Genomic DNA, 14937 nt, shown 5'->3' with positions numbered 1-14937 from the left:
GATATGACAACACAAGCTCTCTCCGCGTCACCAAGCTTGCAGGTCAATGCAAGTGCCGACGAACTTGCCCGCACCGAAGCGAAATTTCGTGCCGATATGCGCCGCCGCCGAGCGGTCGTTATTCTTGTACGCCTCGCCATTCTGGTCGCCGTTCTGGGCGGTTGGGAACTCGGCGCACGGACCGGCCTGATCGATCCATTCTTCTTTGCGAGCCCCTCCGGCATTGCCGACCAGATATGGATCTGGGTCACGGAAGGCACGTCACAGGGACCGCTTTCGGAGCAGATCATCGTAACGCTTGAGGAAACCGCGCTTGGTTTCCTTATCGGTGCGGTCGGCGGCGTCATTTGCGGCATCCTGCTGGGTCGCAACAAGTTCCTCGCCGATGTGTTCTCGATTTACATCAAGATCGCCAATTCCATCCCGCGTGTCGTGCTGGGCTCGATCTTCATCATCGCGCTTGGCCTCGGCATGGCATCCAAGGTGGCGCTGGCCGTCGTCATGGTTTTCTTCGTCGTGTTCGCCAATGCGTTTCAGGGCGTGCGCGAAGCCGACCGCGCGCTGATCGCCAATGCGCAGATATTGGGTGCATCCCGTTCGCAGATCACGCGCACCGTCATCGTGCCGTCGGCCATGAGCTGGATTCTGGCAAGCCTTCACGTCAGTTTCGGTTTCGCGCTCGTCGGTGCGGTCGTCGGTGAATTCCTCGGCGCCAAGAAAGGCGTTGGACTGATGATTTCCACGGCGCAGGGCACATTCAATGCCAACGGCGTCTTTGCGGCCATGGTCATTCTGGCGGTACTGGCGCTCGTCGTGGAATACATCATCACACTGGTCGAAAACCATCTGGTGAAATGGCGTCCACAGGCGCTTTCCGAACAGGGAAGCTGATAGTCGGATAGATGCAAACGAGTCAGGCGGCGGGCAAGGTGACAGTCACCGTAAGCCCGCCGCCTTTCGTTTGGGAAAGCTCGACATGGCCGCCCGCCGTGTCGGCAACTTCGCGCACGATGGCAAGGCCCAATCCGCTTCCATCCACGACAGTGCCCGGAACACGATAGAAACGCTCGAAAACGTGTTCATATTCATTTGCGGGGATTCCGGGTCCGTTGTCCTCGACCCGTATGTCGATTTTGGGCCCATCCTGATCAATCACAAGCGTTACTGTGCCGCCTTCGGGCGTGTAGGTAAGGGCGTTGTCCACCAGATTGACGATCATTTCTCGCAGCATGGTGCCGTCGCCAGAAATGATGGCTTTGGTTGCTTTGAGCTCGAACCCGAGATCGATCTTGCGGTCGAACGCCTTGCCCGAGAGGCTTTCCAGAATTTGTTGTCCCGCTTCCGCCAGATCAACCCGGTCAGCGCGAGGACGCCTGCTGCCTGGTTCGGCACGCGAAAGCGTCAGCAATTGTCCAGCAAGCCGCGACAGCTGCATGGTGGTATTCTTGATACCTGCCAGAACGTCTTTGCGGTCACTTTCGCAGGTTGTCCGTTCTGCGAAACTGGCCTGCGTTGATAGTGTAGCAAGTGGCGTGCGCAACTGATGTGCTGCATTCTGGATGAAACGGTGCTGCGCCGACATCTGCTTGCGCACGCGTTCCATATACTGGTTCAGCGCTGTGACGAGCGGTCGAAGTTCGGTCTGAACTGTCTGTGGATCGAATGGTTCCAGCTCGGATGTGCGATTGCGAACTTCGTTGCGGAGCCGGATCAACGGGCGCAATACAAAGCGCAAGCCCATTAACGAAAGGGCACCCGCGACGATGATGAGCAGCGATTGTTCCAGCACAGAGTTCAGCCAAAGCTCCCGCTGCATGGCGGTGTATCCTGCAAGGGTGACACCCACGACCACGTCGACAGCTTGTGGCAGGTTGGACGGTGCTGCAACGGGATGGCGCAAGACAACCAGACGCAAGGGATGGTCGCGATAGCTGCCCTCATAATGGAGTGGGTCGTAATTCGCGATTTCAGCCGGTTTCGGCAAGTCGGGAAACCCTGCAAGCAGGCGTCCGTCAGAAGTTTCGACCCGATAATAGACCCGGTCGCCATTTCCCGTCGAAAACATCTCCAGCGCTACCGGCGGAATGACAGCATCGATGGCATTATGCGAGGCAGCAGTCGCTTCGCCAATGGCGCGTGCTGACGCTGTCAGCATTCTGTCTGACACGATCCCGGCCATATTTTCCGACGCACGCCATGCGGTCCAAAGGTTGATCCCGGCCACGACAATCAGCGGAATCACGATCCAGGAAACGAGCTGTGCACGCAGGCTTTGGGAGAGGCGAGTGAACAGCCGTTTCATCTCAACTCGCCTCACGCAGCAGATAGCCCAGGCCGCGCAAGGTTACGATCTCGGCTTTGCTGCCCTCCAGCTTTTTGCGCAGACGATGAATGTAAATCTCGATGGCGTTCTCATCAGTCTCGCTGTCGAAATCGTAAATACCTTGAACAAGTGTTGTCTTGCTGACGGTGGTTCCGATGCGCCGCAGAAGCTGTTCCAGAACTGCATGTTCTTTGGGTGCAAGTGACAGTGGATCGTCTCCGAGTGAAAACAGCCGGGTGTTGGTGTCGAAACGCAAAAGGCCGCAGGTCACAACAGGCGCTGTCCGCTGACTGGACCGGCGAAGATGCGCACGGATGCGCGCTTCAAGTTCGCTGAGTTCGAACGGCTTTGCCAGATAATCGTCAGCACCGGCATCCAATCCGCGGATACGTCCGTCAAGACTTGCATTGGCCGTCAGGATGATGACAGGCACCTCATTGCCTCTGCCGCGGATGTGCTCCAGCACGTCGAGCCCGGTTTTGTCCGGCAATCCGAGGTCGAGAACCACGAGATCATACTCCGTGAAGGCGAGCGCCTGTTCCGCATCCGCCGCGTCGTGCACAGTATCGACGCTGTAGTTCGACTGCTGCAAGCTTTTTGCCAGCCAGTTTGCGAGGGTGAGATTGTCTTCGACGAGCAGAATTCGCATGAGTGACGATGATAGTGGTTTCTGTTCCGCGTCAAGAAGCTTGGGCGTTGAAACGATGGATGAGATGAATATCTTCCGGCTCGCGCTTGAAGAGCAATGGATCAGGCGTCGTGGTGACTTTTGCACCTTGCTTCACATAAAAATCGATGGTCCGCCGTGTGGGTGTCGCAGAAATATAGAAACCTTCTGCTCCGGCCTCCTTCGCAATGGCCACGCTGCGACGATAAAGTTCACCAGCAAGTCCCAATCCCCGGACTGTCTTCCCCACATGCATGAAGCCGAGCTGGTACAATTCGGGATAGGCACCGACAGGGCGTACATCCGTAACTGCGACGGCCACCAGGGTGCCATCGAGATAGGCGCCAAGAAATACGCCGCCATGGTCGTAACAGTCGAGCAGGATATGTGTGTAGATTTCCGCTTCGCCCTCCGGCCAGCCCTGCACATCGTAGAATTGCGGCTCCAGCAGGAGTTGCTCTCCTTCGAGGCGATACATTTCCTCGATGATCTCGCTGCGATCGATTTGCCAGATGTCAGTCACTTCGCTGCGCTGCAGTGGACGTATGATGAAATCCGCATGCTTCTTTTCGTGTACCATGAGCGCCGCCTTCGAAATTTCATTTGTACGATGAATTATCGTTTCATCGATAGGCACTCAAGGGGGAGCAGAAGTGGCGATCGCAGCGCTTCTACGAACTTGTTGGCAATTTGTCAGGAGGAACCTCTCATATTGCAAAAACTCACAATAATTTTGACCAATATCATGGCTACTCCCCGCCATTTGTCTCGGGTACTGCTGAGTACAGGTGCGAGGAATATTGAGGCGTGTGGGAGGCTAACAGCTAACTTCAATCGGACGAATTGACCGAAACAGCTTGTTGAGGGCAGAAAACTGCCTGAAAATGAGCAATTTCGCATCAACTCTCCGATCTGCCCTTGCGAGAGCGGGGCCTGAGTTCTATCAGCATCATCAAAAAATGCAGTCTGAGGAAGGTTCGGCAATTGCATTGCCTGAATGTCCTGATGCCCGCCGCCATCTTGTATGGCGTCGGTGAAATGATCGATGGAGCCGAGTTGAAAAACCATCACGATATCTGGGATATCGTCGACGCCAAGAGCGCCGCATATTTCGAACTGAGCGATACGGTTTGGGATAATCCTGAAACAAACTACGAAGAGTACAAATCGAGCGATGCCCATGCGGCGATGCTGGAAGCCGAAGGGTTTCGCGTCGAGCGTGGTATTGCGGGCCTGCCGACTGCGGTGATGGGCGAAGCTGGCGACGAAGGACCGGTCATCGCCATCCTTGGTGAGTTCGATGCATTGCCGGGCCTCAGCCAGATATCTGGACTGGTTGAAGAGCAGCCAGTCGAGGCCGGCGGCCATGGACATGGCTGCGGTCATAACCTGTTGGGCTCAGGGTCGTTGCTCGCTGCTGCGGCAGTGAAGGATTATCTTGCCGCACAGGGCATCAAGGGCCGCGTGCGCTATTACGGTTGCCCGGCGGAAGAGGGCGGTTCAGCCAAGGGGTTCATGGTCCGCGAAGGACTTTTTGACGATGTGGATATCGCGTTTTGCTGGCACCCGGCGCCTTTTGCTGGTGTAAACGATCCGGTTTCGCTTGCCTGCAACGAAATCAATTTTCACTTCAGCGGTCGCGCAGCCCATGCTTCGTCAGCCCCGCATCTGGGGCGCAGTGCGCTGGACGCAGTTGAACTGATGAATGTCGGCGTGAACTATATGCGTGAGCATATGCCGTCCACGGCGCGCATTCATTACGCTGTGACCGATACAGGTGGTTTTGCGCCGAATGTCGTGCAGGCCAAGGCAACGGTGCGTTATCTCGTTCGCGCCCGCAGCCTGCCGGAAATGCAGACCCTTCTGGAACGCGTCAAGAAGATTGCCGACGGCGCGGCGCTGATGACCGAAACGACGGTCCGCAGCGAAATCGTCAGCGGCGATGCCGATCTGATTGGCAACACGCCGCTGGAACAGATGATGCAGCTTCAGCTCGAGCGACTCGGACCTCCGGACTTCGATGAGCAGGACCGTGAAACTGCAAGCCGTTTCCAGAAGACACTGTCCAGGGAAGACATTTCAGATGCTTTCCGCCGCTTCGGCGTCGAGCCGAAAGATGGCCTCGCGCTTTGTGAAGATATCTATACGCCCTATAAAGGCGATAATACCCTCGTCGGCTCTACCGATGTCGGCAGCGTGAGCTGGGTCGTGCCCACCGTGCAGATGCGCGGCGCGACCTGCGCAATTGGCACGCCGCTTCATTCGTGGCAGATGGTGGCGCAGGGCAAGCTGCCCGCGGCGCATAAAGGCATGGCCCATGCTGCAAAGATCATAGGCAGCACGGCCATCGAATTGTTCCGTAATCCGGAGCAGATCAAGAAAGCCAAGCAGGATCACGAAAAACGGCTCGACGGAACCGTGTTCGTCAATCCGATTCCAGACAGCGTTCAACCCGCTCTGCCCGAAACCGCGAAATGACGCGGGCGGGCAGACAGAATCTGAAAATAGAAATGACATTCAATCCCCCAATTCCAACAGGGCCTGACGCATCATGAAGCAGATGGGCTTTCTCGATATTTTGAGCTTCGGGCCCGACGGCTGGGGCTACGTGCTGATGATGGGTGCACTGGTGAGCGTGGCGCTCGCCGTCCTGGGCTTCCTTCTTGGCGCTGCCATCGGCGTTTTTGCTGCCTGGGCGAAGATTTCCGGCGGGCGCACGCTTCGCGCTGTCGCCGATGGCTACACCACGATCATTCGCGGTATTCCGGATCTCCTCGTCATCTATCTGTTTTACTTCGGTGGCAGTGCGGCAGTCACAGCACTTGGCAAATATTTCGGCGCGGAAGGCTTCATTGGCTTTCCGGGCTTTCTTGCGGGTGTGCTGGCAATTGCCATTTCCTGTGGTGCGCACCACACCGAAGTGTTTCGTGGTGCATTCCGGGCCGTTTCCAAAGGTGAACTCGAAGCCGCTACTGCTTGCGGCATGGGCCAGATGCTGAAATTCCGCCGCATCATTGCGCCGCTGGCGCTGCGACATGCATTGCCGGGTCTTGGCAATGTCTGGCAGGTTTCGCTCAAGGAATCCGCTCTGGTGTCGGTTGCCGGTGTGGTTGAGCTTCTGCGTCAGGCACAGATCGGCGCTGGCTCGACCGGACTGCCCTTCAACTTCTTCCTCATTGCCGGTGCGCTCTACCTGCTGATTTCGTCTGTTTCCGGCGGGCTTCTGCAGTTTGCCGAGCGTCACTTCTCGCGTGGCGTCCGGAGGGCAAAATGAACCTTGAATTCTATTCCGATGCATTCCTCCAGATGCTGGGCGGCGTGCCGCTGACCCTGAAGCTTGCGGCAACTTCCATCGTGTTTGGCGCCATACTTGCCTTGCTTTTCGCCTTGATGCGCCTGTCGGGCATCAAGGTGCTGGACTGGATTGCCCGCCTTTATGTGTTCGTGTTCCGCGGAACACCGCTTCTGGTGCAGATATTCATCATCTATTACGGTCTCAGCCAGTTTCCGGCCATCCGTTACTCGTTCCTGTGGCCGGTTTTGCGCGAGCCTTACTGGTGTGCGATCATTGCGCTGACTTTGAACAACGCCGCCTATGCGAGCGAAATCATCCGTGGTGGCCTGCTGTCGGTGCCGCATGGCCAGATCGAAGCTGCAAAAGCCTGTGGCATGTCGTCCTTCACCTGCTTCCGTCGCATCGTCATGCCACTTGCGGTCCGTCAGGCATTGCCGGGTTACGGCAACGAGATGATATCGATGATCAAGGCAACCTCGCTTGCGTCGATCATCACACTCATGGAAGTGACTGGTATCGCAGCAAAGCTGATCGCCGAGAGCTATCGAGCCATAGAAATCTTCGTGATCGCCGGAGCGATCTACCTTGCCATCAACTTCGTTCTGACACGTGCGCTGATGTTCGCAGAATATAAGCTGACCCCTTATCTGCGCCAGCCGGTCGTCAAGCTTTCCTCCGAAGGACAAACATCGTGAGCAAAATCGTTTCCCCCAATGCACCGGTGGCGCTGAAAGTCGAAAACCTGCGCAAGAGCTTTGGTGCGAATGAAGTGCTGAAAGGCATTTCGCTTGAAGCACGTGAAGGTGAGGTCATTTCGATCCTCGGTTCGTCGGGTTCCGGCAAGTCGACTTTCCTGCGCTGCATCAACCTTCTGGAAACACCGACGTCAGGCACTGTGACGGTTTCGGGCGAAACCATCCGTATGGCGAAGAATTCGAAGGGTGAAGCCTACCCGACCGACAAGAAACAGGTTTCGCGCATTCGTTCGGAACTGGGCATGGTGTTCCAGAGCTTCAATCTGTGGTCGCACAAGACCATTCTGGAAAACATCATCGAAGCGCCGATCTATGTGCAGGGACGCCCGCGCGCGGAATGCGTGGCAGAAGCGGAAGCTTTGCTGGCAAAGGTCGGCATTGCTGACAAGCGCGATTTCTATCCGGCCCATCTTTCGGGCGGACAGCAGCAGCGCGCCGCAATCGCCCGCGGACTGGCGATGAAGCCGAAAGTCATGCTCTTTGACGAGCCGACTTCAGCACTCGATCCGGAACTGGTCGGTGAAGTGTTGCGCGTCATGCGCGGCCTTGCCGAAGAAGGCCGCACCATGCTGGTCGTGACCCACGAAATGGGCTTCGCGCGCGACGTCTCCAACCGCGTCGTATTTTTCCATCAGGGTCTGGTGGAAGAAGACGGTGCGCCGGAAGACGTGTTCGGCAACTCGAAGTCGGAACGTTTCCGCAAGTTTATCAGCCACGAAAACGCTGCCTAATTACCGAAATTCTGTGTTCCGGCGTAAGCCGGACAGAAATAACCGCAACAGGATATCTGCAATGAAGACCACCGGACTTTTCAAAGCCGTGTTCATTTCCGCTCTCGCTCTGACGAGCGTCTCGGCCCATGCCGAGGAAAAGAAGTGGACAAAGATCACCATCGCCACGGAAGGTGCTTTCCGCCCTTACAACTTCACCAAGCCCGATGGCTCGCTGGATGGCTATGAAGTCGATCTCTACAAGGACCTCTGCGCCCGCATGAAGGTTGAGTGCACGATGGTTGCGCAGCCTTTCGACAGCATCATTCCGGCGCTCAATGCCGGCAAGTTCGATGCGATCATGGCTGGCCTTACTGCTACGCCGAAGCGCGAAGAAACTATCAGCTTCTCGATTTCCTATGGCTTGACGCCGCAGACCTTTGCGACGCTGAAGGACAGCCCTTACGCCAAGCTGCCGCATACCGGCGAAACCCTTTATCTCGCCAAGGATGAAGCGGCTGCCCAGAAAGCAATCGACGAAGTATCGGCTGAAATCAAGGGCCGCACCGTCGGCGTCCAGACCGCTTCGCTCGGCCTGTCGCTGCTCGACAAGTATTTCAAGGATGGCATCGACATCCGTGAATACAAGACCACGGAACAGCACGACCTCGACCTGAAGTCTGGCCGCGTAGATCTGATCGTGGCTTCGCTCGCTTACCTCACGGATGCGGCCAAGAAGCCGGGCAACGAAGACATCGTCATGACCGGTCCGTTCTTCAAGGGCGGCATTCTGGGCCGTGGCGTTGCTGTCGGTCTGCGCAAGGACGATACCGAACTGAAGAAGATGTTCGACGTTGCCATTGAAGCTGCAAAGGCTGACGGCACGATCAAACGTTTGTCGGAAAAGTGGTTCGGCTTCGACGTTACGCCGTAATTTTCGAGTGACATCATAAGCAAAGCGCCGCCTTCGGGCGGCGTTTTCATTTGGGAGTATGCAAACCTTCACATCAAACCGGCGAGCGCCTATAAGATCGCCGGACATTTGATGAAAGCCAGAGATTTGCTGAGAGGGTATGATGGTAAAGATCGGTTTCGTGACTGTTTCCGACCGCGCAAGTCGTGGGGAATACGAAGATCTGAGTGGCCCAGCCATGGAAGCATGGCTGAAAAGCGCTGTCGTCACGCCTTATGAAACAATTCGCCGTGTCATTCCCGATGGCATGGAATCGGTACGCGACACGCTTATCGATCTTTGTGACAACGAAGCCTGCGATCTGATCCTGACCACGGGTGGCACGGGACCAAGCCCGCGCGATGAAACACCGGAAGCCATGCAGGCCGTTTTGCATAAGGAACTACCCGGTTTCGGCGAACTGATGCGCCGCGTCAGCCTGGAACAAACCCCGACCGCCATTCTATCCCGCCAAACGGCAGGCAGTCGCGGCAAGAGCTTCATCCTCAATCTTCCCGGTAAACCAGCTTCAATTGCCATGACCTTGCAGGCAATTTTTCCGGCAGTGCCTTATTGTCTCGACCTCATCGAAGCCGGGCGTATCGACACCGATCCGGCAGTCGTGAAAGCCCATCGACCGGGTTGAATTTTCGCCAGAGCTGTGTTTGCGGGCGTAGTAGAACGCACCTCGGGGCTCATGTCGCGACGAAATTGCGCAACCCAGCTTTGCGCTTTTGCATAATTTCCATGCTTGCTTTTCCCTGAGTCAGGACTGAATAATAGGGAAAAAGAAGGGGAATTAAGTGAAGCCATTTGACGAGATGCTCAACCATGGCGGGAATGTCCGCCAACCATATGAATTTCTCAAGCAGTGGCTCGACAGCCAAGACCCGCACAAACTTCTGCAGAAAAGCGATGACGCCGAAAGCGTTTTCCGCAAGACGGGCATCACCTTTGCTGTCTACGGCGATCAGGAAGCGGGCGAGCGCCTCATTCCCTTCGATATCATCCCGCGTATCATTTCAGGTCAGGAATGGCGGCGTCTGTCGCAGGGCATCGAACAGCGTGTGATGGCGCTTAACGCCTTCCTCGATGACATTTATCACCGTCAGGAGATTGTCCGGGCAGGGCGCATTCCGAAAGACCTGATTTCCAAGAATGAAGCCTTCTTGCCCGAGATGATCGGCTTCCGTCCTCCGGGCAATGTCTACACCCATATTATCGGCGTCGATATCGTGCGCACCGCCGAGAACCAGTTCTATGTGCTGGAGGACAATGCCCGCACGCCATCCGGCGTTTCCTATATGCTGGAAAATCGCGAGACGATGATGCAACTCTTTCCCGAGCTGTTTCAGAACGTCAAGGTTCGCCCGGTTGAGAATTATCCGCAATTGTTGCGCCAGTCGCTGGCAAGTGTTGCGCCTCCCGGCACGCAGGATGTGCCGACCGTCGCGGTGCTGACACCCGGCATTTATAATTCAGCCTATTTTGAACACGCATTCCTTGCCGACCAGATGGGCGTCGAACTGGTCGAGGGAAGCGATCTGCGCGTCGTTGACGGACGTGTCGCGATGCGTACCACACAAGGTTATCGCGCTATCGACGTGCTCTATCGGCGTGTGGACGATGCGTTTCTCGACCCGCTGACATTCAGGCCGGATTCGACGCTCGGCGTTGCAGGCATCATGGATGTCTACCGGGCAGGGAATATCACGATTGCCAATGCGCCCGGAACCGGCATCGCCGACGACAAGGCGATCTATTCCTACATGCCGGAGATCGTGGAGTTCTATACGGGTCGCAAGGCCATTCTCGAAAATGTTCCGACCTGGCGTTGTTCCGAACCAGATAGCCTTGCTTATGTGCTCGACAATCTTGCCGAGCTTGTCGTCAAGGAAGTGCACGGCTCCGGTGGTTATGGAATGCTGGTAGGCCCCGCGTCGACAAAGGCCGAACGCGATGCTTTTTCAGAGAAACTGAAGGCAAGGCCGCGCAACTATATCGCGCAGCCCACGCTTGCGCTCTCAACGACGCCCATCTTTACCGAGAGCGGGCTGGCGCCACGCCATGTCGATCTGCGCCCATTTGTTCTGGTTTCGGATCGCATCCGCATCACACCCGGCGGGCTCACCCGTGTGGCATTGAAGGAGGGATCGCTTGTCGTGAATTCCAGCCAGGGCGGCGGAACCAAGGATACGTGGGTACTCGACGACTGAAACTGCATTAACGTGCTGCAACTGACGACAAGATCAGGGCGCGAAAAGGGGAATGATTTATGCTTCTTGGCCGTACGGCAAACGGACTTTACTGGATGTTCCGCTACATAGAGCGTGCCGAAAACATGGCACGTCTCGTCGATGCGGGGCTTCGCATGGCGCTGACGAAAACGTCTGACGCACCCGAGGAGTGGTCTTCGGTCGCGGTTTCAGCGGGTGCAAGTCAGGGCTTCTCTGCAAAATACGACGTCTATAACGCCGCCAATGTTGCGGACTTCCTGCTGCGCGATGCAGACAATCCATCAAGCGTGATGACCTGCATTGAAACCGCGCGTTCCAATGCCCGCATGGTGCGCACGGCGCTGACGCGCGAGGCGTGGGAAAGCGTAAACGAAGCATGGATGTCACTGAAAAAGTCGCTGTGTAAGCCGTTGAAGGAAAGTGACCTTCCGCAGCTTCTCGACCAGATCAAGCGCGAGACGGCGCTCATTCGCGGCTCTTTCCATGGCACGATGCTGCGCAACGAAATCTTCGACTTTGCAAGCCTTGGTACTTTCATCGAACGCGCTGATAATACGGCTCGTATTCTCGATGTGAAATATTATGTCCTGCTGCCTGCGATATCCTATGTCGGCACGACGCTGGACAATTATCAATGGGAATCGATCCTGCGGTCGGTCTCCGCGCACCGCTCTTATCGGTGGGTCTATGATGGTGATTACCGTCCTGCGCAAGTCGCGGACTACCTGATCCTGAACGGCCGTATGCCGCGTTCACTCCATTACTGTTATCGCAGCATCGCCGAACATCTGGATTACCTGTCGAAAGATTATGGCAATCGTGCTGCCTGCCACGCGACAGCGGACAAAATCTATGCAAGCCTGCAAAATCAGGACATATCCGCGATCTTCGATGTGGGCTTACATGAGTTTCTGACCGAATTCATCACTCGCAACAACCGGCTCGGCAACGAGATTGCTGAAACCTATAATTTCTATTGAGGTCTTCGCTTGCTGCTCAACATCCGGCACGTTTCACATTATCGCTATGAGCATCCGGTTCCTTATGCGGTGCAAAGGTTGCGGCTGCGTCCGCCAACGGTGCCGGGCCAGATGGTCAAGCACTGGGAGTTAAAAATCGAAGGCGGTGAGCCGGAGGTTTCCTATGTCGACGGCTTCGGCAACAAGACCGATCTGGTCCAGCATTCTCGCAATATCAATGAAATTGTCATAACCGCCAGCGGCAGCGTCGAGATGGAAGACCGGGCCGGAGTGCTTGGATCAGTCTATGGTTATGCGCCGCTCTGGCTCTTCGAGCGCGAGACGCCGCTGACTGCGCCGGGCGAACGCATCAAGGCGCTGGCAGCTGATCTCACGACCGGGCAGGAACGGCTTGCCCTGATGCACGATCTGATGAACACCATCCACAAGGCGGTCGCCTATATGCCGGGGACGACGAGCGTTTCAACGGATGCTGAAAGCGCTCTGGAAAGTGGGAAGGGCGTTTGCCAGGATCACACGCATGTTTTCCTTTCCACAGCCCGATTGATCGGCATTCCGGCGCGATACGTATCGGGATATCTGATGATGGAAGGTGTGGAAGAACAAACCGCAAGTCACGCATGGGCTGAAGCCCATATTGATGGTCTGGGATGGGTGGGGTTCGATGCCGCCAACAATATTTGTCCGAATGACCGTTACGTGCGGATTGCAACCGGCCTCGACTATCGTGATGCGGCCCCGATTTCCGGCGTTCGTCTGGGCGGCACGGTGGAAAGCCTTGCGGTTCACATCAATGTAGGGCAGTGATCTTTCTGGATAGCGAGTTGCCTGCCGGATATTGCTTATGACCTATTGTGTTGGAATGAAAATCGATCGTGGCCTTGTGTTCATGTCCGATACACGGACGAATGCCGGGCTCGACAATATTTCTGTCTTCTCAAAAATGCGAAGCTGGTCAGAGCCCGGCGAGCGCGTGATTGTTCTGCTTTCGGCGGGAAACCTCGCGACAACGCAAGCCGTTGCAAGTCTTCTGGAAGAACGGATGAAAGCTCCGGCAGACAGGCACCCTTCGGTTTTCGACGCGCCTTCCATGTTTCAGGTTGCGCGTCTTGTCGGCGACACCGTCAAGGAAGTGATCCAGAACTCCGCTACCGGTGGACAGAATGCCGATGCTTTCGGCGCATCGTTTATTCTCGGCGGACAGATCAAGGGCGGACAATCGCGCCTTTTCTATATCTATCCCGAAGGCAATTTTATCGAGAGCTCGGCCGATACGCCTTTTTTCCAGATTGGCGAGAACAAATATGGAAAACCGATCCTCGTGCGCGCTTATCAGGAGCAGATGAGTTTCGAGGAAGCGGTGAAGCTGCTGCTGGTTTCGTTCGATTCCACACTGAAAGCCAACCTTTCAGTTGGGCTTCCGCTCGACATGCAGATTTATGAAGCGGACAGTTTTGTAACTGGCGCTCGCAGACGGTTCGAGGCCACCGATCCTTACTATCAAACCGTATCGGAAAGCTGGTCGGAAGCGCTGAAATCCGCACTGGAAAAATTGCCGCCGTTCAGTTTCGACGACGAGTAAAAAGGCCGGGCACTTTGCCCGGCCTTTTCGTATCGCATCAGTCCTTGGTTACGGTCTGAACATAGTTGGCATCGGCCACCATGTTGAAATCGTGCACATTCGGACCCGTCACAGCCGTTTCAATTTGCTGATAGATGATCGCGAACGGGCTTGTTTCCTGAAACTTCTTTTGAAGATCATGATACATCGTCTCACGTTTGGCTGTATCGCGCTCTTCAACAGCAGCCATTGTTTCCGCCGTCAGTTCCGGAATTTCCCAATGCGCCTGCCAGGCGTTGGTGCGCATTGAGACATCTTCGCCATTGTTTGGATTGTTGATGAACGTGACCGCATTGGTATGCGGATCCCAATAATCCGGTCCCCATATACCCAGCGCCAACTGGTGCTTGCGTGCGCGAACCTTGGTGGTGGTCAGCTTGCCGTCACCCTGCAGGACTTCCACCTGAACGCCTGCCTTACCCATCGTCTGCTGAATGCTTTCCGCTATGCCGACGAATGGCTGGCTGTTACGTACATCGAGCGTCACCTTGAAACCGTCCTTGAGGCCAGCTTTTGGGGAGGGGACAACGGTCTGATGAAATATTTTTCCGCGGAAATGCAAAAGCCGGAGGAAAATTCCCCCGGCTCAATTCATACAGTACAATCAGGCGATTAGAAGAACACTTTGAAGCGGTCGCCATCGTCCATGAAAGCCTTTTCAGCAAAAGGCTGTTCGTTCGAGCCGAACGGCATCTGTGCGCGGAGCTTCCACGAAGCCGGAACGTCCCAAGCCTTGGCGACTTCGTGGTCGATCAGCGGGTTGTAGTGCTGAAGGCTGGCACCAATGCCGGCGTTGGCGAGCGCGGTCCAGACCGAATGTTGCGCCATACCGCCCGACTGTTCGGACCAGACCGGGAAGTTGTCAGCGTAAAGCGGGAAGTTTTCCTGAAGACCCTTAACGACGTTCTGGTCTTCATAGAACAGAACCGTGCCTGCACCGGCGGAGAAGCTGTCGATTTTGGCTTCGGTCTGGGCGAAAGCGTCGGCAGGAACGATCTTGCGAAGTGTTTCCTTCACGATGTTCCACAGCCTGTCGCTCTCGGCGTCAAACAGGATCACAGCGCGCGAGCTCTGCGAATTAAACGAAGACGGCGTGTGCTTGACCGCTTCACGGATCAGCTCGGCGGTGTCTTCATTCGACAGCGGAAGGGACTTGCCCAGAGCGTACTGTGTGCGGCGCTTCTTGATGGAATTCAGCAGAGAATTGTTCATTATTCTGTCCTGTTTTTCAGCGGTCCAACAGGCTGTCTGGCTTGGGATTTTCAAGACAACCTCATGAATGATGTTGAGGGAAATATTGTTATTTTGGCTGTCGAAGCCAGCCCGTGTTTCTGAAACACACTGTCAACGATCCGTTGTTAGCCGGGTTTTATTGTTTACGTTTTGATCGTTGCGTC

16 protein-coding genes are annotated in these 14937 nt (G+C 55.8%); 11 read left to right on the top strand and 5 right to left on the bottom strand.

Annotated features, from left to right (window positions below; genetic code table 11):
- Positions 1 to 3 precede the first annotated feature (3 nt).
- The gene (locus CES86_RS26315; RefSeq protein WP_010658712.1) at positions 4 to 891 is read left to right on the top strand and encodes an ABC transporter permease; all 888 of its coding nucleotides are present in this window, start codon (positions 4 to 6) and stop codon (positions 889 to 891) included.
- A gap of 22 nt (positions 892 to 913) precedes the next feature.
- On the opposite strand, the gene CES86_RS26310 is transcribed toward CES86_RS26315, so the two are convergent.
- Genes CES86_RS26310 through CES86_RS26300 form a run of 3 tightly spaced genes read right to left on the bottom strand, consistent with a single transcriptional unit; the run spans position 914 to position 3570 of the window.
- Entirely contained in the window at positions 914 to 2302 is a 1389-nt protein-coding gene (locus CES86_RS26310; protein ID WP_094515815.1) for a sensor histidine kinase, read from the bottom strand.
- A 1-nt stretch (position 2303) separates the two neighbouring features.
- Positions 2304 to 2972 (bottom strand): response regulator, encoded by a 669-nt coding sequence (locus tag CES86_RS26305; protein WP_010658714.1) that lies wholly within the window; start codon positions 2970 to 2972, stop codon positions 2304 to 2306.
- A gap of 31 nt (positions 2973 to 3003) precedes the next feature.
- Entirely contained in the window at positions 3004 to 3570 is a 567-nt protein-coding gene (locus CES86_RS26300) for a GNAT family N-acetyltransferase (RefSeq protein WP_094515838.1), read from the bottom strand.
- A gap of 425 nt (positions 3571 to 3995) precedes the next feature.
- On the opposite strand from CES86_RS26300, the gene CES86_RS26295 reads away from it, so the two are divergent.
- The 10 genes from CES86_RS26295 (at position 3996) to CES86_RS26250 (ending at position 13501) form a co-directional block, all read left to right on the top strand.
- Complete coding sequence (locus CES86_RS26295; RefSeq protein WP_012092928.1) at positions 3996 to 5468, top strand: M20 family metallopeptidase; 1473 nt, start codon at positions 3996 to 3998, stop codon at positions 5466 to 5468.
- 73 nt (positions 5469 to 5541) lie between these two features.
- Positions 5542 to 6264 (top strand): ABC transporter permease, encoded by a 723-nt coding sequence (locus CES86_RS26290; protein ID WP_010658717.1) that lies wholly within the window; start codon positions 5542 to 5544, stop codon positions 6262 to 6264.
- The gene (locus CES86_RS26285) at positions 6261 to 6980 is read left to right on the top strand and encodes an ABC transporter permease (RefSeq protein WP_094515814.1); all 720 of its coding nucleotides are present in this window, start codon (positions 6261 to 6263) and stop codon (positions 6978 to 6980) included. The genes CES86_RS26290 and CES86_RS26285 overlap by 4 nt, the downstream gene beginning before the upstream one ends.
- Positions 6977 to 7771 carry an ABC transporter ATP-binding protein gene (locus CES86_RS26280; protein ID WP_012092930.1) on the top strand — a complete coding sequence of 265 codons (795 nt, stop codon included), beginning with the start codon at positions 6977 to 6979 and terminating at the stop codon, positions 7769 to 7771. Before CES86_RS26285 ends, CES86_RS26280 begins: the two co-directional genes overlap by 4 nt.
- 61 nt (positions 7772 to 7832) lie before the next feature.
- The gene (locus tag CES86_RS26275; RefSeq protein WP_010658720.1) at positions 7833 to 8684 is read left to right on the top strand and encodes a transporter substrate-binding domain-containing protein; all 852 of its coding nucleotides are present in this window, start codon (positions 7833 to 7835) and stop codon (positions 8682 to 8684) included.
- Positions 8685 to 8826: 142 nt separating this feature from the next.
- Positions 8827 to 9348, top strand: a complete 522-nt coding sequence (gene mog, locus CES86_RS26270; protein WP_010658721.1) for a molybdopterin adenylyltransferase — start codon at positions 8827 to 8829, stop codon at positions 9346 to 9348.
- Positions 9349 to 9505: 157 nt separating this feature from the next.
- Positions 9506 to 10918, top strand: a complete 1413-nt coding sequence (locus CES86_RS26265) for a circularly permuted type 2 ATP-grasp protein (RefSeq protein WP_012092931.1) — start codon at positions 9506 to 9508, stop codon at positions 10916 to 10918.
- Between the two features lie 59 nt (positions 10919 to 10977).
- Complete coding sequence (locus CES86_RS26260; RefSeq protein ID WP_010658723.1) at positions 10978 to 11919, top strand: alpha-E domain-containing protein; 942 nt, start codon at positions 10978 to 10980, stop codon at positions 11917 to 11919.
- 9 nt (positions 11920 to 11928) lie between these two features.
- The gene (locus CES86_RS26255) at positions 11929 to 12726 is read left to right on the top strand and encodes a transglutaminase family protein (RefSeq protein WP_012092932.1); all 798 of its coding nucleotides are present in this window, start codon (positions 11929 to 11931) and stop codon (positions 12724 to 12726) included.
- 37 nt (positions 12727 to 12763) lie between these two features.
- Entirely contained in the window at positions 12764 to 13501 is a 738-nt protein-coding gene (locus CES86_RS26250) for a proteasome-type protease (protein ID WP_012092933.1), read from the top strand.
- A gap of 37 nt (positions 13502 to 13538) precedes the next feature.
- Here the strand turns inward: CES86_RS26250 and CES86_RS26245 are convergent, their stop codons facing one another.
- Positions 13539 to 14102 (bottom strand): ABC transporter substrate-binding protein, encoded by a 564-nt coding sequence (locus CES86_RS26245; protein ID WP_255411954.1) that lies wholly within the window; start codon positions 14100 to 14102, stop codon positions 13539 to 13541.
- A gap of 50 nt (positions 14103 to 14152) precedes the next feature.
- Positions 14153 to 14752, bottom strand: coding sequence for a nitroreductase family protein (locus CES86_RS26240; protein ID WP_012092935.1), 600 nt, complete (start codon positions 14750 to 14752; stop codon positions 14153 to 14155).
- Between the last annotated feature and the right edge of the window lie 185 nt (positions 14753 to 14937).

Origin of the sequence: Brucella lupini (genome assembly GCF_002252535.1) — a bacterium.
In the GTDB taxonomy this organism is placed as follows: domain Bacteria; phylum Pseudomonadota; class Alphaproteobacteria; order Rhizobiales; family Rhizobiaceae; genus Brucella; species Brucella anthropi.
The sequence above is the reverse complement of the archived record's forward strand: the minus strand, read 5'-3'. Positions and strand labels throughout refer to the sequence as shown.